General features: G+C 60.9%; 35 protein-coding genes and 1 pseudogene. 22 read left to right on the top strand and 14 right to left on the bottom strand.

Annotated elements, in window-relative coordinates; all coding sequences use genetic code 11:
- Window positions 1-166: 166 nt before the first annotated feature.
- The 7 genes from Q1K29_RS16820 to Q1K29_RS16790 all read right to left on the bottom strand — a co-directional run bounded on the left by Q1K29_RS16820 (window position 167) and on the right by Q1K29_RS16790 (window position 3,689).
- Window positions 167-316 carry a hypothetical protein gene (locus Q1K29_RS16820; RefSeq protein ID WP_300396373.1) on the bottom strand — a complete coding sequence of 50 codons (150 nt, stop codon included), beginning with the start codon at window positions 314-316 and terminating at the stop codon, window positions 167-169.
- On the bottom strand, window positions 316-852 hold the full coding sequence (locus tag Q1K29_RS16815; protein WP_300396371.1) for a hypothetical protein: 537 nt from the start codon (window positions 850-852) through the stop codon (window positions 316-318). Before Q1K29_RS16815 ends, Q1K29_RS16820 begins: the two co-directional genes overlap by 1 nt.
- The gene (locus Q1K29_RS16810) at window positions 853-1,305 is read right to left on the bottom strand and encodes a winged helix-turn-helix domain-containing protein (RefSeq protein WP_300396369.1); all 453 of its coding nucleotides are present in this window, start codon (window positions 1,303-1,305) and stop codon (window positions 853-855) included.
- On the bottom strand, window positions 1,302-2,153 hold the full coding sequence (locus Q1K29_RS16805) for a DUF6551 family protein (protein ID WP_300396367.1): 852 nt from the start codon (window positions 2,151-2,153) through the stop codon (window positions 1,302-1,304). The genes Q1K29_RS16810 and Q1K29_RS16805 overlap by 4 nt, the downstream gene beginning before the upstream one ends.
- A 77-nt stretch (window positions 2,154-2,230) precedes the next feature.
- Window positions 2,231-2,611 carry a hypothetical protein gene (locus Q1K29_RS16800; protein ID WP_300396365.1) on the bottom strand — a complete coding sequence of 127 codons (381 nt, stop codon included), beginning with the start codon at window positions 2,609-2,611 and terminating at the stop codon, window positions 2,231-2,233.
- Window positions 2,612-3,288: 677 nt separating this feature from the next.
- On the bottom strand, window positions 3,289-3,474 hold the full coding sequence (locus Q1K29_RS16795; protein WP_300396364.1) for a hypothetical protein: 186 nt from the start codon (window positions 3,472-3,474) through the stop codon (window positions 3,289-3,291).
- A complete protein-coding gene (locus Q1K29_RS16790; protein WP_300396362.1) occupies window positions 3,471-3,689 on the bottom strand; it encodes a helix-turn-helix transcriptional regulator in 219 nt (72 codons plus the stop codon). Before Q1K29_RS16790 ends, Q1K29_RS16795 begins: the two co-directional genes overlap by 4 nt.
- 88 nt (window positions 3,690-3,777) lie before the next feature.
- Between Q1K29_RS16790 and Q1K29_RS16785 the strand changes: the two genes are divergently transcribed.
- Both Q1K29_RS16785 and Q1K29_RS16780 read left to right on the top strand, forming a co-directional pair.
- A complete protein-coding gene (locus Q1K29_RS16785; RefSeq protein ID WP_300396360.1) occupies window positions 3,778-4,383 on the top strand; it encodes a LexA family transcriptional regulator in 606 nt (201 codons plus the stop codon).
- A 16-nt stretch (window positions 4,384-4,399) separates the two neighbouring features.
- Entirely contained in the window at window positions 4,400-4,921 is a 522-nt protein-coding gene (locus Q1K29_RS16780; RefSeq protein WP_300396359.1) for a hypothetical protein, read from the top strand.
- On the opposite strand, the gene Q1K29_RS16775 is transcribed toward Q1K29_RS16780, so the two are convergent.
- On the bottom strand, window positions 4,869-5,177 hold the full coding sequence (locus tag Q1K29_RS16775; RefSeq protein ID WP_300396357.1) for a hypothetical protein: 309 nt from the start codon (window positions 5,175-5,177) through the stop codon (window positions 4,869-4,871). The two genes, Q1K29_RS16780 and Q1K29_RS16775, sit on opposite strands and share 53 nt — an antisense overlap.
- Window positions 5,178-5,319: 142 nt before the next feature.
- Between Q1K29_RS16775 and Q1K29_RS16770 the strand changes: the two genes are divergently transcribed.
- The 19 genes and pseudogenes from Q1K29_RS16770 to Q1K29_RS16685 all read left to right on the top strand — a co-directional run bounded on the left by Q1K29_RS16770 (window position 5,320) and on the right by Q1K29_RS16685 (window position 13,806).
- Window positions 5,320-5,613, top strand: a complete 294-nt coding sequence (locus tag Q1K29_RS16770) for a hypothetical protein (protein WP_300396355.1) — start codon at window positions 5,320-5,322, stop codon at window positions 5,611-5,613.
- Entirely contained in the window at window positions 5,614-5,841 is a 228-nt protein-coding gene (locus Q1K29_RS16765) for a hypothetical protein (RefSeq protein WP_300396353.1), read from the top strand. It begins immediately after the preceding gene.
- The gene (locus tag Q1K29_RS16760) at window positions 5,841-6,134 is read left to right on the top strand and encodes a hypothetical protein (protein ID WP_300396351.1); all 294 of its coding nucleotides are present in this window, start codon (window positions 5,841-5,843) and stop codon (window positions 6,132-6,134) included. Before Q1K29_RS16765 ends, Q1K29_RS16760 begins: the two co-directional genes overlap by 1 nt.
- A complete protein-coding gene (locus tag Q1K29_RS16755; RefSeq protein ID WP_300396349.1) occupies window positions 6,131-6,511 on the top strand; it encodes a hypothetical protein in 381 nt (126 codons plus the stop codon). The genes Q1K29_RS16760 and Q1K29_RS16755 overlap by 4 nt, the downstream gene beginning before the upstream one ends.
- Before the next feature lie 463 nt (window positions 6,512-6,974).
- Window positions 6,975-7,169, top strand: a complete 195-nt coding sequence (locus tag Q1K29_RS16750) for a hypothetical protein (protein ID WP_300396347.1) — start codon at window positions 6,975-6,977, stop codon at window positions 7,167-7,169.
- Window positions 7,162-7,422 (top strand): hypothetical protein, encoded by a 261-nt coding sequence (locus Q1K29_RS16745; RefSeq protein WP_300396345.1) that lies wholly within the window; start codon window positions 7,162-7,164, stop codon window positions 7,420-7,422. The genes Q1K29_RS16750 and Q1K29_RS16745 overlap by 8 nt, the downstream gene beginning before the upstream one ends.
- Window positions 7,419-7,769, top strand: coding sequence for a hypothetical protein (locus Q1K29_RS16740; RefSeq protein WP_300396343.1), 351 nt, complete (start codon window positions 7,419-7,421; stop codon window positions 7,767-7,769). Before Q1K29_RS16745 ends, Q1K29_RS16740 begins: the two co-directional genes overlap by 4 nt.
- Window positions 7,759-8,499 carry an ERF family protein gene (locus Q1K29_RS16735; protein WP_300396341.1) on the top strand — a complete coding sequence of 247 codons (741 nt, stop codon included), beginning with the start codon at window positions 7,759-7,761 and terminating at the stop codon, window positions 8,497-8,499. The genes Q1K29_RS16740 and Q1K29_RS16735 overlap by 11 nt, the downstream gene beginning before the upstream one ends.
- Window positions 8,496-9,125: a lambda exonuclease family protein gene (locus tag Q1K29_RS16730; RefSeq protein WP_300396339.1), complete on the top strand. Its 630-nt coding sequence runs from the start codon at window positions 8,496-8,498 to the stop codon at window positions 9,123-9,125. Before Q1K29_RS16735 ends, Q1K29_RS16730 begins: the two co-directional genes overlap by 4 nt.
- The gene (locus tag Q1K29_RS16725) at window positions 9,122-9,451 is read left to right on the top strand and encodes a hypothetical protein (RefSeq protein ID WP_300396337.1); all 330 of its coding nucleotides are present in this window, start codon (window positions 9,122-9,124) and stop codon (window positions 9,449-9,451) included. Before Q1K29_RS16730 ends, Q1K29_RS16725 begins: the two co-directional genes overlap by 4 nt.
- 33 nt (window positions 9,452-9,484) lie before the next feature.
- Window positions 9,485-10,030: a DUF1643 domain-containing protein gene (locus Q1K29_RS16720; RefSeq protein WP_300396336.1), complete on the top strand. Its 546-nt coding sequence runs from the start codon at window positions 9,485-9,487 to the stop codon at window positions 10,028-10,030.
- Window positions 10,031-10,244: 214 nt separating this feature from the next.
- Entirely contained in the window at window positions 10,245-10,445 is a 201-nt protein-coding gene (locus Q1K29_RS16715) for a hypothetical protein (RefSeq protein WP_300396335.1), read from the top strand.
- Entirely contained in the window at window positions 10,442-10,867 is a 426-nt protein-coding gene (locus tag Q1K29_RS16710; RefSeq protein ID WP_300396333.1) for a hypothetical protein, read from the top strand. The genes Q1K29_RS16715 and Q1K29_RS16710 overlap by 4 nt, the downstream gene beginning before the upstream one ends.
- Complete coding sequence (locus Q1K29_RS16705) at window positions 10,864-11,100, top strand: hypothetical protein (protein ID WP_300396331.1); 237 nt, start codon at window positions 10,864-10,866, stop codon at window positions 11,098-11,100. The genes Q1K29_RS16710 and Q1K29_RS16705 overlap by 4 nt, the downstream gene beginning before the upstream one ends.
- Window positions 11,090-11,350: a hypothetical protein gene (locus Q1K29_RS16700; protein ID WP_300396329.1), complete on the top strand. Its 261-nt coding sequence runs from the start codon at window positions 11,090-11,092 to the stop codon at window positions 11,348-11,350. Before Q1K29_RS16705 ends, Q1K29_RS16700 begins: the two co-directional genes overlap by 11 nt.
- Window positions 11,343-11,909: an HNH endonuclease gene (locus Q1K29_RS16695; RefSeq protein ID WP_300396327.1), complete on the top strand. Its 567-nt coding sequence runs from the start codon at window positions 11,343-11,345 to the stop codon at window positions 11,907-11,909. The genes Q1K29_RS16700 and Q1K29_RS16695 overlap by 8 nt, the downstream gene beginning before the upstream one ends.
- Window positions 11,906-12,376: a hypothetical protein gene (locus Q1K29_RS16690; RefSeq protein ID WP_300396325.1), complete on the top strand. Its 471-nt coding sequence runs from the start codon at window positions 11,906-11,908 to the stop codon at window positions 12,374-12,376. Before Q1K29_RS16695 ends, Q1K29_RS16690 begins: the two co-directional genes overlap by 4 nt.
- 108 nt (window positions 12,377-12,484) lie before the next feature.
- Window positions 12,485-12,712: pseudogene (locus Q1K29_RS18525) on the top strand (helix-turn-helix domain-containing protein); the annotation flags it as partial.
- 14 nt (window positions 12,713-12,726) lie between these two features.
- On the top strand, window positions 12,727-13,806 hold the full coding sequence (locus tag Q1K29_RS16685) for a site-specific integrase (protein WP_300396323.1): 1,080 nt from the start codon (window positions 12,727-12,729) through the stop codon (window positions 13,804-13,806).
- A gap of 129 nt (window positions 13,807-13,935) precedes the next feature.
- Here Q1K29_RS16685 and Q1K29_RS16680 read toward each other — a convergent pair whose 3' ends face one another.
- From Q1K29_RS16680 to Q1K29_RS16665, 4 genes are all read right to left on the bottom strand, one after another.
- The gene (locus Q1K29_RS16680; protein ID WP_300396320.1) at window positions 13,936-15,147 is read right to left on the bottom strand and encodes an acetyl-CoA C-acetyltransferase; all 1,212 of its coding nucleotides are present in this window, start codon (window positions 15,145-15,147) and stop codon (window positions 13,936-13,938) included.
- Between the two features lie 86 nt (window positions 15,148-15,233).
- Entirely contained in the window at window positions 15,234-15,722 is a 489-nt protein-coding gene (locus Q1K29_RS16675; protein WP_300396318.1) for a hypothetical protein, read from the bottom strand.
- A gap of 66 nt (window positions 15,723-15,788) precedes the next feature.
- Window positions 15,789-16,121 (bottom strand): hypothetical protein, encoded by a 333-nt coding sequence (locus Q1K29_RS16670; protein WP_300396316.1) that lies wholly within the window; start codon window positions 16,119-16,121, stop codon window positions 15,789-15,791.
- A 70-nt stretch (window positions 16,122-16,191) separates the two neighbouring features.
- Entirely contained in the window at window positions 16,192-16,965 is a 774-nt protein-coding gene (locus Q1K29_RS16665; protein ID WP_300396314.1) for an enoyl-CoA hydratase, read from the bottom strand.
- Window positions 16,966-17,044: 79 nt separating this feature from the next.
- Between Q1K29_RS16665 and Q1K29_RS16660 the strand changes: the two genes are divergently transcribed.
- Window positions 17,045-18,745, top strand: coding sequence for an FAD-dependent oxidoreductase (locus Q1K29_RS16660; RefSeq protein ID WP_300396312.1), 1,701 nt, complete (start codon window positions 17,045-17,047; stop codon window positions 18,743-18,745).
- Here Q1K29_RS16660 and Q1K29_RS16655 read toward each other — a convergent pair.
- On the bottom strand, window positions 18,717-19,226 hold the full coding sequence (locus Q1K29_RS16655; protein ID WP_300396310.1) for a hypothetical protein: 510 nt from the start codon (window positions 19,224-19,226) through the stop codon (window positions 18,717-18,719). The two genes, Q1K29_RS16660 and Q1K29_RS16655, sit on opposite strands and share 29 nt — an antisense overlap.
- The gene (locus tag Q1K29_RS16650; RefSeq protein WP_300396308.1) at window positions 19,223-19,996 is read right to left on the bottom strand and encodes a molybdopterin-binding protein; all 774 of its coding nucleotides are present in this window, start codon (window positions 19,994-19,996) and stop codon (window positions 19,223-19,225) included. The genes Q1K29_RS16655 and Q1K29_RS16650 overlap by 4 nt, the downstream gene beginning before the upstream one ends.
- Between the last annotated feature and the right edge of the window lie 7 nt (window positions 19,997-20,003).

Here is a 20,003-nt window from a genome sequence, read left to right as displayed (position 1 = left end):
GCGGGCACTGGCCTGCCCTTTCCTTGGCTGCGCCCTTTCCCGGTCGTGAAGCCTGCTCTGTGGCAGGCGCCGGCAACTTGGTTTCTGGTCAGCCCCAGCTGTGTCGCTGCATCGCCATACGTGGCGCCTCCAGCAACAAGGCTCACGGCTTGTTCAAGTTCGGTTTTCATGACACCTCCTTAAGCGGGGTCGGGGCGTGTACACTTTCTGGCGTATCCGGTCCGCCCGGCTCCTCCCGGCGTGTCTTTCGCTCGATAGCCTTTGCGGCTTTTTCAGCGCGCTTGGAGAGGGGGCGGAGATTGTCGGAGCGGGTCATCAGGCAGCCCTCCCGATGAACTCGGCAGCGCCTTCGCTGGACTGGTCAAAGAGATACCAGGCAGCGTTATCCTTGCCGGTGTGCGGAGAGTCCGCGATCCATTTGACGCGACCGACAGAGACGATCTTCCGGCAGAATGCGAGGTATGGGCGGGCCTGATGTGTGTGCATCCAGTCGGCGTCGAACAGCAGCCATGTTGGCCGAAGCGCAGAGAAGCGCTCGATCATCGGATGCAGGATTTCGCGGGTCCACGGCGGGTTCGTGATGATCAAGTCCGCTTCGGGCGACAAAGACCAGTCCGGGGACAGCGCGTCCCTTTCATTAACCCGATCATGCTTCGGATCGATGTCGTCACTTTGAACGCACCAGCCCTGCTGATGCAGTGCCCGAAGGTGTTCAATCAAACAGCCATCACCGGCGCAGGGCTCGGAGTAAAGGAACCGCTCAGGCAGGTGCGGAACAAGCGGAATAACCGCAGCCTTTGGTGTGCGGTAGAAGTCGCCTTTGAGGCGAGCGAAGTCAGAGCGCTTGCCCATCTAAGCAGCCCTCCCCTGCTCTGCCTTCGAGACAGCGCGGAGAACGTCAGCCATGCGGCCCGTTTCTGTTTCGCGGTGCTCTCCGGTCGGCTCGACAAAGCCAGCGGACTTGAGGTCCGACAGCCTGGCCCTAGATGTGTTCAGGACAATTCCGAGTTCGCGGGCCACCTCATCGGCCGTCATCGGCTTCTCAGCCAGCGCCTTCCATATCCGGCGGTGAAGGTCTCCGAGACGTGCGCCCTCAGCAGCAGCCTGTGCCGCTTGCGCAGAGGTTCCGCCTGCCTTGTGGTTGCGTTCAACGTGGAAGTTGGTCTTGGCATTCGGGCCGCGCGCGAGAGCGGCGGTCTTGCAGGACTCGCAGCCAGTTAAGGGGATAGACCCCGGCGGCATGATTTTCGGTGGACCCGGGCGTTGCATTTCACAGTGCCGGCAGAAGAAGCGTTCGTCTCTCATGCGGCAATCGCCCCTGCGGACTGAACCATCCGCGCAAGAACATCAGCGCCGGTGGCCATCTTCTTCGCGTAGGATTCCGCCAACTCGTCGGCCCGGTCCTTAACCTCTGTGTCCAGATCAACCGACTGAAGCACATCAACCATGGCATCATTCGAAATGGACCGATGCGAGGCGAGGCATATCGAGACAACCTGAACGGCCCAGGCTGACATCAAAGAACAGTCACAGCCTTTCGCGGCGCGACGTAGACAAAGAAGCGCCCGGGACACGGCTTCGAAGCCGGAGCGCTTGAGCGCCTTGCCAACTGCGTTCACGCAGACAAGCTGGTGAGGCTGCATGTTGGCCTTGGACAAGTTGAAGCGCGCGACCTCGACACTCGCCGCATTGGTGACGGCCTGAATGCCAATCGCGGAGGGATCACCAGAAATCAGGCCTGCGCGATAGATGTGCAGCGGCCCAATCTTGGTCCTGTTCTTGTTCACGTCACGGAAGGCGCGCGCCTGCTCGCGCGGGTTCAACTCATGAACCACGGCAGGCACTGTGTTGATATCCGGATGAAGCCACGCAGCAAGCGCCCGGTGCTGGCCGTCAATGACTGCGTATTTCCCGGGCCAGTCCGGGGATGGGGCAACAATGAGAGGCTCGAACTTCTCCCAGCGAAAGCCCTCGACAATACGACGAATATTCCGCGCACCTGCCGCTTCAATCGTGCGCTGATAGCGAGTGTCGATTATCAGATCCAACACCGACACACGATCAACACGGCCCGGCGTTCCGATGTCCTCAGATGGATCACCAGAGTTGAGCCCGGTCGCAAGCTCAGAAATGAGTTTCAGACTATCGCTCATCTTTCAGCACCTCCCTTGCTCTGGCCATCAGGCGCTCAGCGCTGCGGCGAATACGGTTGGAGAGGTCGAGCTTGCGCTCAGCCCTCCAGATCATCGCTGAAGCCAGCCAGCGCTTTACGAATGAGGGCGAGCTCTCTCTCGGCTGCTGCGGCAGCGGCTTTCTGAGTTTCAACCTGGGCCTCCAGATCAGCCATGCGCCCGGCGGCTTCGGCAGGCTCGTAAGCCCGGTCGAGCATTGACTTGAAGCCAGCGCGGATCAGCTGAAGTTTATGTTTGTTGGATGGCAGCTGGCCTTGGCGCCAGCCGCTCACGGTGCGGGTATCGACCACCACCTTGCGGGCCTGCAGGTCTGCCGCCTGCACTTCCCCTGACGGCCACCTTGCGGCCTGAAAACGCGCCCAGCGGCGCGAAACGATCTCGGTCAGCAAAGTGTCGCCGATTTCGGAATTGGAATGCATCGTCGTCTCCATCAGATTGACCTCCGTGGAGACGAGGCAGAGAAAACGGAGCCGCCATGACGACAGATGCGAGAGCCAGAACCGCCTACAGCGAGGGTCTGGCTCTCTTGGAACAAGCGATAAGACAGCTGCGCATCGGGGTCGAAATCGAGCGCACGCTGAATGATAGAAGCGAGCCGGACGAGAAGGGAGTTGACCCCTCGCCCGGCTCTTGCCGTGAACTCGAATTTTCGAGGCTCTCGCCCACGGGCATTACTGAGCCGGAGACAGCGGGGACTGCCGCCTCCGGCTCTTGCACTTCGCCCAGGCTGGGTGGGGGGACGACGCACGAGCGAAGCGCAAACAGGGACGCGCCGGGGGACGGCAAAACCATCGCCCCCCGGCGCACGCGCACGAACGGCACAGGGAGCGGGACGCCTGCGTGCGCGAATGGAAAATGAGCCGGGATTGACGCCATTAAGCCGATGCGTATGTCGAACCCCGTCACGGCGGCTGTGGCATGGCGCCCGTGTATCACCAGTCCTGTCCCGGCGGGGACTCTGGCGGAGGTGTCCGCTTGGGGTATTCATTGCCCCCTCCCCGCGCGAATGTCGCGCATGGCCGCACAGATCGCTTCCAGCGGAAGCAGACGCAGCGGCACAATGAAGGAGAGGACGGCTCGGGCGGCGCGCATGGGTCTACAGCGCCTCCCAAATGCTTTTGATCAGACGCACCGGCCAGAACGCGGCGTAGATGAACATCGCGGCGGTCGCGACGACGCCGGGAATAACCCCCTTGTCGTCAATGCCGATCCAGAGACCACGGGCCATCAGGTCGAAGAGACCGATGGTAAGGTACAGGGAAATGAGGAAAGCGAGCGTCATGGCTGCACCGCCTCGGCGGGGGCCTGCTTGGCTTCAAAAAAATCGTTCGCGGTGACTTCGCCTCCGGTATGCTCAACGATCTTTTCCATGATCGTAGTGCGCGGATGGCGGTCGCCGGTCTTGTATCGATGCAGCGCTTGACGGCTCACGCCGATGCGCTCCGCAAAATCGGCATCCGAAAGGTCGTGCTTGGTGAGCCAGTCAGCGAGTGTCATACACGCCTTATGTCACCATTCTGGTGACGATGCAAGTCACCACTTTGGAAGATCGTCACGTAGCCTGATTGGTGACAGCATATGGCCTATGGATGTTGAGGGTAAATTCACCAACGGTCTCGCGGGGCTGATTGAACGGCGCGGCACTAGCCAGGCCGAGCTCGCGCGGGCTCTGAACACGAGTCGTCAGAATGTTGGCCGCTGGGTAAAGCAGACGCGGAAGATCCCTCCGGACGTGGCCGCAAAGATCGCTGGCTACCTTCGAGTCCCGGTTTCTGAAGTCCTTTATGAGGATGGCGGCGGCATAGTGTCCGCACCCCTAATCTCATGGGTCAGTGCATCAAAGCTTTCAGAGATGAGTGTCGACACGCTCGCAGACGCGCCCCGCGTGACAGCCCCGGACTTGTCGGCCACCGGCGAATGGATAGCTCTCAGGGTTCAGGGCGACTCGATGGATCGCATTTCCCCGCCCGAGAGCGTCATCTTCGTGAATCTGCGTGAGAAGGCTCTTGTCCCGAATGCCTGCTATGTGATCGCAGACGAGGATGGAAACGCCACCTACAAACGTTTCCGCCCGGACCCTGAGCGGTTCGAGCCAGTCTCAGTGAACGACGCTCACCAGCCCATCTTCGTGAGGGAAGGCCAGTCGCCTTCGGTGCTAGGTCGAGTTCGCAAATCTATTCTAAGCATGTGATCGGGAGGGCGCTGGGGTGAGCGGCAAGCACGATGATCAATATTTCGCTGCGTTGGGGCGCATGGTCGATAGCTTCGCCCATGCCGAATACGCGGCCTTCTATTTCCTGATGAAGCGGACCGGATTGGACCCGACCGCCGCCGCCGCGATCTTTGGCGCGCTTGGGGCCAATGCGACCATCGACACGATCAGGCGGCTTTACAGCAACAGGAGCCAGCCGCTGCCTGCTCCCTTGGGTAGTACCCTCAAGCAGCTTGAGGCCATCACAGCCGCCCGGAACGCCGCCCTGCATCACGGAACCTATACTGATGCCAAAGGGAATATGGTCGCCTCAAAATGGACCGTGACCTTCGGTAAACCGCTAAAAGAACATTCGGTCTCCATCGCAAATCTTGACGCAATGCGAGAAGACCTCGCCGCCATCATGACCATCCTGATGACTGAAAACGATGACGAGCTGGCCGGACTGGCTGGCTCTGCGTCGGCTAGTCGACATTATCGAGCGGCTCTAGAGTCCGCATGGCTCTATAAATCCTGATCAGGTCTTCACTCGTCAGCCCGTCGCGCGGGTCGATAGATATTGCCTCGGTTCGGCCCGCAGACAGCATTTCATCCGTGACTGCCGCACCCTCCATCTGATCTTCCGGCAACGCATGCCACGCACCCGCGTGGAACATGTGCAGCAAACCTGTGACCGTATCGCGCCATAGCGCGCCACCCGGCGCATCCCCTGGGGCGCGAGATAGCGGCCCCTCGCCAAACGGCGTCGTCGCCATCTTCGCCTGTTTCCGCATCGCCTGATCCCTTTCCGTTGAGACGGAGAGGATAGCAGGGCGCGCGCCGAACGTCACCATTCCGGTTACTTTTTTGGTGAAGCCCTATTGACGTGTAACCATTTTGGTGACACAACTCTCTCCATCGAAACGGGAGAGACCCATGCCACTATCCATCCGAGAGCGCCGCGAAGAAGAGACCCGCGCCAATGTCGAGGCTGCGCACCACGCCGCCCGCAATGATGCTGAATACGCCTTCGCCTGTTTCAACGTTGCCGCCGATCTGGCCGCAACCCTGATCCGGGCAAACCAGCGCGATCTGATCCCGCAAGTCATCGAAGCCTACCGCGAGTCCATCGTGGATGAGTTCACCGACATGGATGTCATGTACGACGCTCTGGCTGACGAGAAGGTCACGGCTGCGGCGCATGGCATCGCCGGAAAGGTGGTGGCGTAAATGCAAAAGCTTGCTCTCGAATACCTGAACCCGCCAATCCCGGATCGCCGTTTTGATTGGGGCGCGTTTATCGAAGGCGACGAGGAGCGCGGCTACCTTGGCTTTGGCGGAACGCCCACGGAGGCCGTCGCTGAAGCGCTCGCCAATGATCCGGATTTCTTCCACGAGGAAGATTGGACCGTAAGCGTTACCCAGCCTCGCCGCTCCATTTCGAAAGGAGCCGCCTAATGCCCTGCGCCGTCACCCTCACCGAACGAGCCGACCAGCTGCGCGAAGCGCAAGAGACGTTCGCTGATGCCTTCGCAGACCTGCTTTTTCTGGCCGGTGTGCCGAGTTCTCAAGAGTCGTTTCTGGTCGAGGCGGTCTGCAAGGCCATTGATCGCTACGAGCCGGAAGACGCCATTCAACAAGCGCTGTGGAGAGGTATCTCGCACGTTCATGACGGGCGCGGCGAAGACCCCGACACCTGCCTGCGATGCGGACACAACTTTCGAGATGAAATGCACCGGAGGACAGCATGACAGTCGCCGTCACCCTCACCGCTCGCACCCGTCTCGACAGCCTGCCGATGACGGAGCTTGAGCAGCTCCCACGCGAGGCCCTGGAAGCCTACGCCTACGAACTGCAGACCCGCATTCAATATCTGGTCCGCCAGATTGAGCATGCCGGGGAGTATCTGGAGCCTTACGAGCCGAAAGAGCACGGCCCTGACAGCCCGGTCTATCACGCCGCCAAGGTCGGCGGTCTGGACGGTCGCCGAGAGATTGTCCGGCGCCAGCTGATCACCGCCCTCTCGCTTATCGAGACATTCACTGGACGCGATGCGGCAGACGCTCGCGCTGAACTGGAGGCGCCCGCCCGCTTTGGCGGGGATGATGCGGAAGGGGTGAAGGGATGACGCGCAAGGATTGGATGGCAGATTCGCCGCGCCTTAAAGAGGCGATTCGAACCCGAAGACGAGAGGCTTGGGAGGCTGTAACAAACGACCGAAAGCCCCTTATGGCGGCTGTTCACGCATATCGTCACGCATTGGCAGATGACGGCTGGCAAGTGTTGCCGACCTACGGTCACGAGCCTGTTGAGCGGGCTTGGCGAGCGTATCGCGATGGCTTCATCATATCTGGATTGTGTCGGGTTGACGAGGAAGGAAGCCCAAGAGGGTGCCCTGAAATCTGCGGATGGGGTCCGGATGGCCTCGTTATCGATATCCCTGAAATCTATTCGTTCGAAGCCATTAAGGCCGCCACGCAACGATGTAGCGTTTGCTGGGCAGAGGGCGTCGAAACAGAGCGCGTGGCATTTGCGAACCGCAGTTGCGACTTGTGCGCTCCGGCTCTGCGCAAAGAACTTGAGACTCCGGGATGGAACCGATGACCCCCTCCACCCCCGCCCATGAGCCGAAGATCGTCACCCACTACGACCCCCCGCCCGTCCCTTGGCGCAGCTTCGACTGGTGCGCCTACGACGACCGAACCCACGACATGGATACGCCATGCGGCTACGGCGCGACCGAAGCCGAGGCTATCGAAGACCTGATGGAGCAACTCGATGATTGAGTTACACACCCGCCTTTCCCGCCATGAGCCATCCTGCCCAAGAGCGCAGATGGTCCGCGAGCGGGAAACCGAACGCCACGCCGAACGCATTCGCGAGGCCAACCGGATCAACATCAAGATCATGGATATCCGCCGCCGCATGGCAGAGCACACCGCGATTGCGGAGGCTCACCTGGACGAACGCGACCGGCTGGAAGTCGCTGAAATGCTGGCCCGCAAGGAAGCGGCTCAGATTGCAGGAGGCCAGTCATGACACTGGACATTGATAGGCTGAAGAAGGTGCATCGCGCTTGGCAGCTTGGCGACGACGATGAGGCCGACTGCGCATCAAATACCGTGATGGAGTCGCTCCCCGCCATAATCGACCGTCTAGCACAAGCAGACGCGATGGAAGAGGCCTTGGGACCGATCGCCGCAAAGTTCGAATACGAGCGCACCCGGTACGCCCAGAGGTACGAGACGACAGAGCTTGGCTATCGGAAGTTTGATGAGATGCCCGACCATTGGCCAATGCCCGATCCGGACTTCAGCATCGGCATTTTCCGCCGCGCCCGTGAAGCCTACCGCGCCACCCTCAAAGGAGAAGACAATGCCCGATAGCGCAATGATCGAAAAGAAGAATGAAGTAGCGGTTCGGGAGGAAGCAACGGCTTTCGTCTCAATGATCGAGCGGGCCGCGACGAACCCTGAAGTCGATGTCGAGAAGATGGAGCGGCTCTACGCGATGCACGAAAAGATGCAAGCGCGGCAGGCCGAAACAACCTTCTCTGACGCCTTCGCGGAAATGCAGCCAAATCTGCCAGCAATTGAGAAAAAAGGCACGTCTCACCACGGCGCCTATGCCAAGTGGGAGGACATTCAGGACAAGGTTCTGCCTGTCACGTCTCGTTACGGCTTCTCGATATCGCACAAGACGCGCGTGGAGAACGGTCAGGTTATCGTGACCTGCATCCTTCGCCATCGTGACGGGCACTCCGACAGTACGGACCTGCCTCTGCCGCCAGACAAGTCAGGCAGCAAGAACGACCTGCAGGCGGTCGCGTCGGCCGTCAGCTACGGCAAGCGCTACACGGCCTGCGCCCTTCTCGGCATTCGTGTGGCTGGCGAAGACAATGACGGCAATGTTCCGCAATCTGCCATCTCCGCCAAGCAGGTCCAGGAGCTTCGCCAAGGGCTCGTGAAGGCCGGACGCAATGAGCCCGACTTCATCGACTTCCTGAACAGCAAGGGCACGCAGATCGAGGAGCTTGCCGACCTGACGGCCAAGGAGTTCGAGACCGCCCGTCAGTGGCTTGTCTATCTCGCCAAGCAGAAGGGGTCGGAGCAATGATCCAGGGGAGCGATGAATGGCTCCGCGCGCGTGCCGGCTCCCTCGGGGCGTCTCAGGTGCACGGGGCTATCAAGACGATCAAGAGCGGCGGTTACGCGGCGACCCGGAAAGACACGCTCTTTCAGCTTGTTGCGGAGCGCCTGACGGGCGAACCGACCGAGACGTTCACCAGCACCGCCATGCAGTGGGGCAAGGACACCGAGTCACAGGCGCGGGCTGCCTACACCTTTCTGCGCAACATCGCGGTTCAGGAAGAGGGCTTGGTCCGGCACCCGCACATCAAGGGCACCCACGCATCGCCTGACGGCCTTGTGATGGATACCGGGCTGCTGGAAATCAAATGTCCAAACACCGCCCAGCATGTCGATTTCCTGCGAACCCGATCCATCAAGGATGAATACCTCACGCAGATGCAGTGGCAAATGGCGTGCACCAATCGGGAGTGGTGCGACTTCGCATCCTTCGATCCGCGTTTACCGCCAGAGCTTCAGATCAGCGTGAAGCGCGTTCCCCGTGATGACAAGTTCATTGCCGAGACAGAGGCAGCCGTCGAGGAGTTCCTGGAGGAAGTCGCCGCCACCGAAGCCGAGCTTCGCGGGATGATGGATGCGGAGGCTGCAGCATGATCACCGAGAAGCAACTCGAATGGGCGATGGAAATTCTCATCGACAGGCACAACGAGTCCGCGAAGGCCCGCGCCGCTCACGAGCACATGGCCGATCTGGATAAGGTCGTTCTGGCGAAGCTGATGGCTCAGAGTGGTGAGAAGTCCGCAGCCGCGAAAGAGGCCTGGGCACGCGCACACCCCGATTATGAGAACCACCTCGCCGCCAAGAAAGAGCTGGCCGAGATGGACTATTCTAAGCGTGACCGACGGTCGGCAGCATCCGCCATCATCGAGGCGTGGCGCACAGAGCAAAGCAACGCGCGCGCGACTGCGAGGATCGGATGACCAAGTTCACAGACACCCAGGAAGGATGAAGGTATGAGCGAGACACAAGATATCCGGCGCGTGGCCACTTTGTCGGACTGCGGCACTTACCGCTACCGGCTTGGGCGGATCATGCGGGAACCAATGCCTTTGGAGAGCATGGCTTTAGCTTGGTACACGCCCCCTCGCGTGATGGCCTTCGTGATGTTGAATCCGTCAACTGCCGATGCTTACGAGGACGACCCGACAATCCGTCGGTGTGTCGGCTTTGCGCGGCGCGATGACTATGACGAAATCTGCGTGATGAACCTGTTTGCCGGGCGAGCAACCAAGCCCGCCGACCTGTTCAAGATGGACGATCCTGAAGGTCCTGACAATCTCGAACACTGGCAGGCCCTCAAGAAATCCAGCGCGACCATCATCTGCGCGTGGGGCGCTGACCGCCGCGCCATACCGCAGGCTGAGAAGTTCATTGCCGCCATGCACGGGCGAGACCTGTACTGTCTCGGCATGTCCAAGGATGGGCACCCTCGGCACCCTCTTTATTTGAAATCCGAGACACCTGTTGAACCGTTTATTCTGAAGGGCGCCAACTCATGACCCACACCGTCACAGACACAGAGGGAAGAAGCGTACTATATCACGCGGGAAACTGCCCCTTGGCTATTCCGGTTCGGCCAGTTTTTAGCGCCTACCACTCAAAGCCGGGCACTGCGTGCGGGTATACTGGCGGTCATTGCCAGCCATGCAGCGATTGTGCTGGTCGTGTTGAACGCTCCGCCCCCACCCCAGTCTTTCAGAAGGATGGGGAGTGATGAAGATTATCCTGAACAACTGCCCGTCAGCATTCGCGGCGCGCTGGGCCTACGACCAGATCGCATGGTGGGTTCAGCAGCATGATCCGGCCACGGGAAGCATCTGCGGCATTCATAACTACGGCATCAAAGCTTCGATCAAAAAGGTGAAAACCGGCTTCACTGTGTACTTCGAGCATTGGGAGGACAGCGCAGCATGACCCGCCCCCTACCAGCCGAACCTCGCAAACCCCTGACCAAGCACCAGTTCGCAATGCTGGCGCTCCGGCAGGAAGGCAAGTGCGGATGCGGATGCGGGCGCAAGCTCGACTTCCAGACGCCGCGCGCGATCACGGACGAGCATATCCTGGCACTGTTCGAAGGCGGATCAAACGACCTCGACAACCGGGCACTCTACGTCACCGATCCATGCGCCAAGGTCAAGACGGCTGGCGAGAAGCCTGTGCAGGCGAAGATCCGGCGCAGGCAGGGCAAGACCGGCCAGCAGAAGCGCCTGCGAGAGCGCGGCCACGGCTCCATCCCAAAGCCGAAGGTGTCGGGGCTGTCGAAGGACAATCGCTTTTATCGCAAACCGGAATGGCCCAAGGGCCGGAAACTAGCAAGCAAGGGATTTGAGAGATGAGTGACCCGCACGCCATCTATCGCGCTTACGAAATGATGAACGACGCCAGATCGATCCTCTGCAAAGGCTTCAAGTCACACAAGGATTGGTCTCCGACATTCAAGGACGAGCGGGCCACGCAAGCTTACGTCAAGGCGGCCGCCATGCTTGCCAGTGTAGCGATTGAAGACCTGATCGACCAGCTGGACGAAAATGATCTGGAACCCTCAAAGGAAACTCCCAATGACGAGTAAGCTGGAAGAACTGAGTGCGGCTGCTGCACAGGGTGACTGGATTGTCTGCACAGACCCCAAGAACGACTCATGGATCAAAGGAAGCACGATCGGCACGTTTGAAGGTAATACGGTGTTCGGCAACGCGGTTGAGCGACGATTGGCTGATACGTTTCTGTCAAGCCCAACCTACGACGCGGACGCCTCCTTCATCGTCGCCCTCGTCAACGCCTATCGAAGCGGGCGTTTGGTGGAGGTTGAAAATGACTAGAAAGCTTCCTTCCTCCAAACTACTAAACCGCCTGCTGCGATATGATTCAGATACGGGCAAGCTGTACTGGAGAGAGCGGCCTGCGTGGCTATTTAAATTATGCAAATACGGAAGCAGCCGGGGCAAAGCCGATAGCTGGAACAAAAGGTTCTGCGGCCAAGAAACTTTCAGGCGAATAAGTGATGACGGCTATCATCTAGGCCTTGTTTTCAACAAAGCCTACAAAGCGCACCGCGTCATTTTTTGCATGATGACAGGCGATTGGCCTGAGCACGAAGTCGACCACATAAACGGCAACAGGACGGACAACCGCTGGGCCAACTTAAGATCGGTTACTAAAGCCGATAACCGAAAAAACAGTAAGCTTCAGGCAAATAATAAGTCCGGCCATCCCGGCGTTTATCACGACAAGCGAAATGGCCGCTGGATAGCGTTCATTCAAGTCAATTGTCGCCGCCAGCATATCGGCTCATTCCCAAACAAAACCGACGCCATCAAAGCGCGCAAAGGCGCAGAGCATCGGCACAACTTTCACCCCAACCACGGGAGAGCTTCATGACTGATATTTTGAAGGAATTGAGCGCGGAAGCGCTGGCGGAACATGTGGAGCACATCACAGAACGGCTTGCAAACGTCCCGCTGGGACTCTCGCTGATCGAATGGGACAGGGTGTCAAACGTTATGCTCGAAGCCGCCCGCCGTCTCCGCTCCGCCTCTCTCATCCCCGCTGGGTGGCGGGAGATTGATGAAACAGCGAAGAATGGTGACACTTGGCTTGTCTGCGTCAATGATGGCTGGGATGGGCCGCCTTACTGGTCAGTCGGTGAAGCGTGGACCGCTTATTACGACAACGGAAAATGGTTGCTGTCTGGCGATGAAAACGAGACATCACTTCCGACGTTCTCCGAGCCGACACATTACCGCGAAATAGGCGACCTTCCAAAGAGCAAATCGTTGCTGGCTGAATTTCCTGACGGCATCGCCAAGCCCCGCCGCGCAGCTTCTCTATCGGATGGAGGGGAGTGATATGGGGCCACCAGACAATCCAAAACATGATTGGGTCATCGTCGGCAATGGCAAGTATTGCCGCGTGTGTCTGGAGTTCGTGCAACCCGGGAAGTTCCCGGAGCGCAAATGCCGTACGCAAACAACGCAGAGCCCCACCCCCAAGGACCGCCCATGACAGGACGGGTGGCATCCGGGCAGAGATTTTCTCGCACCCCCTTGCTTTCCACGCATGAGGTGGCCGAGATGCTGGGCAGAGATCCGAAGACGGTCAGAAACCGCGTGCAAGCCGGTATGCTGCCCGCCATCAGGGAGGGCCGGGATTATCGGTTCAGCCTGTCTGACGTGCTGGACTATATCGAGAGGGCAAAATGTCAGTCTACCGGAAAGGCCGATTCTTCCACTATGACTTCGTCCTCAAAGGGCGGCGTTACTACGGCTCGACGGGGCAGGACACGAAACGGTCAGCCGAAGCCGTGGAGCGACAGAGACGACTTGAAGCCGCTACCGGCATTGGCAAGGACGCGGGAGAGATGACCCTCGACATGGCCGCGTCCCGGTATTGGGATGAAGTCGGCCAGGACAAGCGGGACGCAAAGACCGTTGAACGCCGCCTCGCCATGATGCTCGCCTGCGTCGGCCCGCACAAGCTTCTGAGAGAGATCGACGCGCCCGATATCGTGGAAGCGATCGCAAAGCGCCGCGGGCTCAATCACAAGGGCCGCAGGCCATCGAACACCACCGTCAACCGGGATCTGATCGACACAACATTAAGACCCCTGCTCAACCGCGCCCGTAAGGTATGGAAGGCCAAGGGCATGCCGGAGATCGACTGGCGTTCGCTCAGGCTTTCGGAACCGAAGCCGCAGCACCGCGAATACAGCCAGAGGCAGATGGCCGCATGGAAATCCGCCCTCGATCCGGTCGCCCGGTTCGCGCTTCACCTTCTGCTCACCTACGGCCTCCGCCGCAGCGAATTGAAAATAAGGCCCGCTGACGTCGATGGAGAGGCCAAGCGGCTGACCATCCCCGGAAAGTACCGCAAGCACGATGAGGCCCTGCTTCTGCCGCTCAGGGATGAAGACGCGCGCATCATGGCGGCAATGGCCTCGCGAGCGACCGCGCTCAAGCTGGAATACATCTGGCATGAAGGCGACCAGGCCATCAGTTTCGGCTCACTCGACTACCGGCTGCGCAAGGCGGCGAAGGATGCCGGGCTGGATATGCCCCGCGTGATCCACGGCGCTCGCCACCATGCCGGCACGACGATGCTTCGCAAGACCGGCAACCTAAAGCTGGCACAGCGCTTGCTCGGACACGCAAGCATCCAGTCGACAGTGCGATACGCCAATGCTAGCGAGGACGATCTGAGGGCCGCTCTTGACGGCCTGTCCCCCAATAGTCCCGAAGCGGTCACAAGCAAGAGCAGAAAAAAGGCAAGAAAACAATGATTTGGGCAAAGCTTCTAAGGGATTTTAAGTCCCTTGCGTTTACCAATTTCGCCACGCCCGCTGACGGCATGACCGCCCCTTGCCTCATATGCAGCTTGGACGCTGCCCGCAAGAAGAAGCGCCAGCCTTCTACGCGACCCGTTCGAAGATCGCGGCGAGGCCCTGGCCGCCACCGATACACATCGTCTCCAGACCGTAACGCGCTTCCCGGCGCTCCATTTCATTGAGCATGGTCGTCAGGATGCGCACGCCGGTACAGCCGACGGGATGTCCGAGCGAAATGCCGGAGCCGTTCGGGTTGAGGCGCTCATAGTCGCCGTCCTCAAAGCCGAGCGCCTTGGTGCAAGCGAGTACCTGCGCGGCGAAGGCTTCGTTCAGCTCAATGACATCGATATCGGCGAGCTTCAGCCCGGCGCGATCCATCGCTTTCTGGCTTGAGGGGACGGGGCCGATGCCCATGACTTCCGGGCCAACGCCCGCGACCGACCAGGAGACGAGCCGGGCCAGCGGTTTCAGGCCGTATTTCTCTGCTGCCTCGCGCGTGCAGACGATGCAGGCGGCCGCGCCATCATTCTGGCCGGAAGCATTGCCTGCCGTGACAGTGGCTTCCGCGTCCTTCTTGCCGAAGATCGCACGCAGGCTGGAAAGCTTTTCGAGGCTGGAATCAGGACGGATATGCTCGTCCTCGGACACGACTGTGTCGCCCTTCCGGCCCTTGATCGTGAAGGGGACGATTTCTTCGGCGAACTTGCCGCTCTTCTGCGCGGCCGCCGCCTTCATGTGGGAGTTGTAGGCGAACTCATCCTGGGCTTCGCGGCTGATCTGATACTCCTTGCGGAGATTTTCTGCAGTCTCGATCATGCCGCCCGGAACAGGATGGTTCTTGCCGCCGGCGGTATAGCGCCCACGCGTGAGCGCATCATGCAGCATCAGCCCGTCACCCTTGATCTGCCAGCGCATATGGTTCGAGAAGAAGGGCGCGTTCGACATGCTTTCAGCGCCGCCTGCGATCATCACGTCGCTGGCGCCGGTCGCGATCTGCATGATGGCGTAGATGACCGCCTGCAGGCCGGAGCCGCAGCGCCGGTCGATCTGGATGCCAGCCGTCCCTGTGGTCAGCCCTGCATCCAGGGCGACCATGCGGCCAAGCGCCGGACCTTCCATGGACGGATAGCACTGCGCGAACACGCTGTCCTCGACGGCTTCTGCGGGAAGCTTCGTCTTTTCCATCAGCGCCTTGACGATATGGGAGGCGAGATCAGGCGCCTGAACATCGCGGAAACTGCCGCCAAAGCCGCCAACGGCTGTGCGAAGCGGGGAACAAATGACGACGTCTCTCATGGCAGGCACTCCCTTGTTTATTGGAGTGCGTTACACTCAATCTGGCCTTGGCTGACAAGTGCAATCTCGCCGCAGACGGCCTTTCCCTAGCGGGTTTCGACAATCACGCGGCCATTCCGCAGCGTAACGGAGCGCACATCGACCTGACGCAACTCGCCAGTCTCGCGGAAGGGCGGCTGCACCCAGATCGTGCTGATACCCCCTGCCCGGTCACGCTCGGCGACGGCGATCCGGCCGAGCGAGGTGCCCAGCCGGTTTTCAACTTCACGGCCCGGCAGGCCGCCCGCATTCGAAGCGTTTACACGCGCTCGCGTGGCATCCGTCATGACGACGCGAACATTATTGTCTTCGCCGTTCCTTATCTGGTGGCGTTCGACCTGGGGCACGGGGCCACCGAGGAGTTCACTGTTCGTCTGAAGTTTATTCGGATCACGCGGCTCAGGCCGGACGCGGTCTTCGACCGGCCAGCTGGCGACCTCATAGTCGCTGGCATAGGCATAGGTATTCGCCGTCTGGGCAACCGCCCCCGGCGCAAGGGCAAACGCTGTGACGCATAGCAGGACGTTCTGTCTCAAATGCGGTCTCCGTTGTCTGTAAATCTGTTGCCAGATCAACGGAGACCGGATGAGGCAGTTCCGTGCCTAGTCGGTCTCGGGGTCCGCGTCGGTGTCTTCCGGGGCCGCTTCGGGCTGGGGCCCGAATATCAGGGGCTCAATGTCTGTCTCGGGCTTGGAGCGCTCGCTCAGCTGCCGCTGGCGGACGCGCTCCATCTGTTCCCTGTCCTTGTCGACACCGGCGCGCAGGTCATCGATCGCGGTCCTCGGGCCATACCGGCCTTCCGAGGTGTAGGAGGACTCCACGTCAGAGGTGTAGGCGCCTGTTGCACCATCCTCATTGCTGGTGGCGATCTGCGCGCTGGCGGGCATTGAAAGCGCGGCAGCTGCAGCGATGGCGAGGAATTGAGGGTGCTTCATAGCAGGCTCCATGAGGTTTCACGGGTTAAACGCAAAACCTCACGGACGGGTTGCCGTTCGTGACCGATTGCTAATTTTGGCCGCGGCCACGCTGGGTGACCGCCTTGCGCGCTTCCTCGACGCTTTCCGCCGTGACGCTCGCGGCATGCTCTGCAGAGCGCTTGATCTCAAGGTCCATCGCCTCGCCAAAGGGCACGTCAAACCCGTCATCGATGACCTTCTTGTACTTCTTCAGCATGTCCGGAATGCAGCTCGCCATATCGTGACCCATCTTGATGGCGGCCGGCACCAGCTCGTCAGCCGCATAGACACGATTGACCAGGCCCCAGCGCTCAGCGGTCTCGGCATCGAGGAAGTTGCCGGTCAGAGAGAGTTCCTTGGCCCGGCTGATACCGATGAGGCGCGACAGCTTCTGGCTGAGCCCCCAGCCGGGCATGATGCCGACGCGGGCATGGGTATCGGCAAACTTGGCATTCTCCGAGGCCAGCAACACGTCACACATCAGCGCAAGCTCGAAACCGCCTGTGATGGCAAAGCCGTTGATCGCGCCGATGATCGGCCAGGGAAAGGCTTCCAGCCCCTTGGCGAGATCGATGTCGCCGCCATCGGCGCCGAGCGCGAAGCCGGTCTGGCCTGCTTCCTTCAGGTCCACGCCTGCGGTGAAGGCCCGTCCGGCACCGGTCAGCACGACAGCGCGGACATCGTCATCCTTTGCGAGCGCCTGGAAAGTTTTCACGATCTCCCGGCGCAAATCGCGGCTGAGCGCATTCAGGGCATCGGGGCGGTTCAGCGTCACGACGGCGACAGGGCCGTCCTTTTCGACGAGGACGATTGGATCAGACATGGCTTTCCTCCGGCAGCAGACCTATTTTCAGATGCGCCAGACTTAGCCTGCTGGCGTAGCGTCATCCAAGAGGCAATCCATGACCAAGCCGCCTGCCGATGTGAATTTCACCTTCAGTGACGCCCAGCTCGAACAGCTGAAACCCTATGGCGAGATCCGGCACCACCGGCCCGGCGACTTGCTCGTCCAGGAAGGTGATGCCGGCGTGGACTGCCTGATCACGCTGTCAGGCCATACCAACATCTTCATCGAAACCGCTGAAGGCGACAAGCGCGCTGGCTGGATGGAGCGTGGCCAGTTTGCCGGAGACATTACGGTGCTGACCGGACAGGCCTCGCTGTCTCGCGTGGAAATGGGCGAGGAAGGCGATGTGCTGCACATTCGGCACAGCGCATTCCAGCGCCTGCTGGTCGAGAACTCCGCCATTTCCGACGTCTTCGTGCGCACGCTGACGGCGCGGCGCGCCTTTGCACAGGACGCCCACCACGGTTCCGTTATCGTCATCGGTGACGCGCATGACCGCGATGTCTTCGCCGCGCGCGACCTGCTGTCGAAACACATGGTGCCGCACAAATGGCTCGACCCGGCGAGAGACCCGCTGGCCCGCCGGATCATGGATGCCCGCGAAATCGACGAGGCCACCCTGCCCGTGGTCATTCGCGGACGGTCTCGCATCATGTCGCGGCCGAGCGTGGAGGAGCTGTCGGAAGCCTTCGGGCTAGACCTTCTGCCCGACGGCAGCGCTGTGGATGTCATCGTGGTCGGCGCCGGGCCGGCCGGGCTCGCCGCCTCGGTCTATGCCGCCTCCGAAGGGCTGAGCGTTATCACGCTCGACACTGACGGCCCCGGTGGGCAGGCGGGCACCTCCTCCAAGATCGAGAATTATCTCGGCTTCCCGATGGGCGTATCGGGCCGCGAACTCGCCGCGCGGGCCGCCATCCAGGCGCAGAAATTCGGTGCGCGGATCGCGGCCCCAGCGCACGCCATGTCGCTTGAGCCGGATGACGACGGCTATTGCGTCAGCCTGAAAGATGGCCGGAAAATCTGCGGGCGGGCTGTGGTGATCGCGACGGGCGCGCAATACCGCCGCCTGCCCATCCCCAATCTCGACCGCTTCGAAGGCCGGGGTATCTATTATGGCGCCACACCGATGGAGGCGCAGCTGTGCGGCGGACAGGAAGTCGCCATTGTCGGCGCCGGCAACTCTGCCGGCCAGGGCGCCGTCTTCCTCAGCCAGACGGCCAGGACCGTGCACCTCCTCTATCGCCGCCCCGACATTCGCGAGACCATGTCGGAATATCTCGTCCGGCGTCTGGAGGAGACGCCGAACATCCATCTCCACCCGTCAACGGAAATCGAGGCGCTGCACGGTATCGATGGCGCTGACCCGATATCCGACCGCCTTGTCGGGACAACCTTCCGCAATGGCGCGAACGGGACCTCGGAGCGTTGCGAAACGCCCTTTGTCTTTCTCTTCATCGGGGCGGCGCCCTTCACCGACTGGCTGCCGCAGCATATGAGCTGCGACGAGAAAGGCTTCGTGAAGACCGGCACCGACCTTGCCAATATCGATCTTGTGCGCGCGGGCTGGTCGCTGGAGCGGATGCCGACGCGTTACGAGACGAGCTGGCCACGCGTCTATGCGGTGGGCGACGTGCGGATCGGATCGGTCAAGCGTGTGGCCTCAAGTGTCGGCGAAGGTTCCGTTGTGGTGAGCGACATCCATCGCGCCATCGCCGAGGCTCAGGCCGCTACCGAGACGGCCCTCGCCGGCGCATGATCCAGCGCACAAACGCGGCGATCGCGAGCACCAGCGCAAGGATGGCGGCTGTCAGGAACAGGCCGAACTTGAGCGGCGTGAGCACCGTCTTCAGTGTCAGCAGGCCGGGCTGGCCGGTCAGGGCAAGGGCCTGAACGGTATTCTCGGCGAGATCGGCGATGACGGTCATCAGGGCCGGCAGCATGACGAGGCCAGTGACACGCGGCGGCGCAAACCGCCCGGCGAGACCGGCAAAGAAGGCGCCATAGGCGAGCGGATAGGCCGTGTCATTGAGGATCGTCCCCCAGAAGTGCGCGGTCTTCTGGACCTCGGTCATCTCGTTCAGCCGCGCCCTGGCGGCGTCTCCCGTCCAGATCATGTCGAGCAGCGGGCCGTCGATGGCAGACTGGACGGGCGCGAAGCTCATTCCGATCACGACCATCAGGATGAAACTGCCGATGATGACCGGCAGCGTGGTCAGTGACCGGATGAGCGGTGTCATGATGGCTCTCCTTCAATAAGCTCGCTCTCGCGGCCAACCTCGCTGACAAGCGCGACAAGCTTCTCGCCAGCCTCCCTGAGCTTGTCGGGATCCGTCGATCGCGCGATCAGTGCAACGCCATGATCGGTGACTGACCGGAACCAGGGATAGGAGCCGAGATTGACCCCTTCGAGCTCGCCATTCAGGGCCGACAGTTTCTCGGCCACGTCGCCCTCGCGCAGGCCGGCGGAGCGGACGGTCAGGCTGCGCACCGGAACGCCACGCTCCAGTCGTGGGCCGATGCTCTGCAGCATGCCCTGAACAATGGAGGGCACACCGGCCAGGGTGAAAACATTCTCCATCTGGAAACCGGGCGCGCCGGAGACGGGATTGTCGACAAGGCTTGCGCCATCAGGGATGCGCGCCATGCGCTGGCGCGGCTCGGTAAACTCGGTGCCCATCTCGTCATAGCGCGCCTGCAGCATCGCCATCACTTCAGGATGCTTGCCGATACCGACACCGAAGGCCGCCGCGATGGCATCTGCGGTGATATCGTCATGCGTCGGACCGATCCCGCCTGTGGTGAAGACGTAGGTATAGCGCTCACGCAGGGCGTTCACGGCCTCAACGATGCGCGCCTGCACATCCGGAACGATGCGGACTTCCTCGACCGGGATACCGTAGGGGCCGAGAAAGCCGGCAATATGCTGGACATTGATGTCGCGGGTGCGGCCCGAGAGAAGCTCGTCGCCGATGAGGCAGATGGCAGCAGTAAGGGGAGCGTTTGTCATCGCCGCA

The organism is Henriciella sp. (genome assembly GCF_029937755.1).
Classification (GTDB): domain Bacteria; phylum Pseudomonadota; class Alphaproteobacteria; order Caulobacterales; family Hyphomonadaceae; genus Henriciella.
The sequence above is the reverse complement of the archived record's forward strand: the minus strand, read 5'-3'. Positions and strand labels throughout refer to the sequence as shown.

Coding starts and splice junctions, on each gene's coding strand:
- Q1K29_RS16820 (WP_300396373.1), bottom strand. CDS start 316: ATGACCCGCTCCGACAATCTCCGCCCCCTCTCCAAGCGCGCTGAAAAA.
- Q1K29_RS16815 (WP_300396371.1), bottom strand. CDS start 852: ATGGGCAAGCGCTCTGACTTCGCTCGCCTCAAAGGCGACTTCTACCGC.
- Q1K29_RS16810 (WP_300396369.1), bottom strand. CDS start 1,305: ATGAGAGACGAACGCTTCTTCTGCCGGCACTGTGAAATGCAACGCCCG.
- Q1K29_RS16805 (WP_300396367.1), bottom strand. CDS start 2,153: ATGAGCGATAGTCTGAAACTCATTTCTGAGCTTGCGACCGGGCTCAAC.
- Q1K29_RS16800 (WP_300396365.1), bottom strand. CDS start 2,611: ATGCATTCCAATTCCGAAATCGGCGACACTTTGCTGACCGAGATCGTT.
- Q1K29_RS16795 (WP_300396364.1), bottom strand. CDS start 3,474: ATGACGCTCGCTTTCCTCATTTCCCTGTACCTTACCATCGGTCTCTTC.
- Q1K29_RS16790 (WP_300396362.1), bottom strand. CDS start 3,689: ATGACACTCGCTGACTGGCTCACCAAGCACGACCTTTCGGATGCCGAT.
- Q1K29_RS16785 (WP_300396360.1), top strand. CDS start 3,778: ATGGATGTTGAGGGTAAATTCACCAACGGTCTCGCGGGGCTGATTGAA.
- Q1K29_RS16775 (WP_300396357.1), bottom strand. CDS start 5,177: ATGCGGAAACAGGCGAAGATGGCGACGACGCCGTTTGGCGAGGGGCCG.
- Q1K29_RS16770 (WP_300396355.1), top strand. CDS start 5,320: ATGCCACTATCCATCCGAGAGCGCCGCGAAGAAGAGACCCGCGCCAAT.
- Q1K29_RS16765 (WP_300396353.1), top strand. CDS start 5,614: ATGCAAAAGCTTGCTCTCGAATACCTGAACCCGCCAATCCCGGATCGC.
- Q1K29_RS16760 (WP_300396351.1), top strand. CDS start 5,841: ATGCCCTGCGCCGTCACCCTCACCGAACGAGCCGACCAGCTGCGCGAA.
- Q1K29_RS16755 (WP_300396349.1), top strand. CDS start 6,131: ATGACAGTCGCCGTCACCCTCACCGCTCGCACCCGTCTCGACAGCCTG.
- Q1K29_RS16750 (WP_300396347.1), top strand. CDS start 6,975: ATGGAACCGATGACCCCCTCCACCCCCGCCCATGAGCCGAAGATCGTC.
- Q1K29_RS16745 (WP_300396345.1), top strand. CDS start 7,162: ATGATTGAGTTACACACCCGCCTTTCCCGCCATGAGCCATCCTGCCCA.
- Q1K29_RS16740 (WP_300396343.1), top strand. CDS start 7,419: ATGACACTGGACATTGATAGGCTGAAGAAGGTGCATCGCGCTTGGCAG.
- Q1K29_RS16735 (WP_300396341.1), top strand. CDS start 7,759: ATGCCCGATAGCGCAATGATCGAAAAGAAGAATGAAGTAGCGGTTCGG.
- Q1K29_RS16730 (WP_300396339.1), top strand. CDS start 8,496: ATGATCCAGGGGAGCGATGAATGGCTCCGCGCGCGTGCCGGCTCCCTC.
- Q1K29_RS16725 (WP_300396337.1), top strand. CDS start 9,122: ATGATCACCGAGAAGCAACTCGAATGGGCGATGGAAATTCTCATCGAC.
- Q1K29_RS16720 (WP_300396336.1), top strand. CDS start 9,485: ATGAGCGAGACACAAGATATCCGGCGCGTGGCCACTTTGTCGGACTGC.
- Q1K29_RS16715 (WP_300396335.1), top strand. CDS start 10,245: ATGAAGATTATCCTGAACAACTGCCCGTCAGCATTCGCGGCGCGCTGG.
- Q1K29_RS16710 (WP_300396333.1), top strand. CDS start 10,442: ATGACCCGCCCCCTACCAGCCGAACCTCGCAAACCCCTGACCAAGCAC.
- Q1K29_RS16705 (WP_300396331.1), top strand. CDS start 10,864: ATGAGTGACCCGCACGCCATCTATCGCGCTTACGAAATGATGAACGAC.
- Q1K29_RS16700 (WP_300396329.1), top strand. CDS start 11,090: ATGACGAGTAAGCTGGAAGAACTGAGTGCGGCTGCTGCACAGGGTGAC.
- Q1K29_RS16695 (WP_300396327.1), top strand. CDS start 11,343: ATGACTAGAAAGCTTCCTTCCTCCAAACTACTAAACCGCCTGCTGCGA.
- Q1K29_RS16690 (WP_300396325.1), top strand. CDS start 11,906: ATGACTGATATTTTGAAGGAATTGAGCGCGGAAGCGCTGGCGGAACAT.
- Q1K29_RS16685 (WP_300396323.1), top strand. CDS start 12,727: ATGTCAGTCTACCGGAAAGGCCGATTCTTCCACTATGACTTCGTCCTC.
- Q1K29_RS16680 (WP_300396320.1), bottom strand. CDS start 15,147: ATGAGAGACGTCGTCATTTGTTCCCCGCTTCGCACAGCCGTTGGCGGC.
- Q1K29_RS16670 (WP_300396316.1), bottom strand. CDS start 16,121: ATGAAGCACCCTCAATTCCTCGCCATCGCTGCAGCTGCCGCGCTTTCA.
- Q1K29_RS16665 (WP_300396314.1), bottom strand. CDS start 16,965: ATGTCTGATCCAATCGTCCTCGTCGAAAAGGACGGCCCTGTCGCCGTC.
- Q1K29_RS16660 (WP_300396312.1), top strand. CDS start 17,045: ATGACCAAGCCGCCTGCCGATGTGAATTTCACCTTCAGTGACGCCCAG.
- Q1K29_RS16655 (WP_300396310.1), bottom strand. CDS start 19,226: ATGACACCGCTCATCCGGTCACTGACCACGCTGCCGGTCATCATCGGC.
- Q1K29_RS16650 (WP_300396308.1), bottom strand. CDS start 19,996: ATGACAAACGCTCCCCTTACTGCTGCCATCTGCCTCATCGGCGACGAG.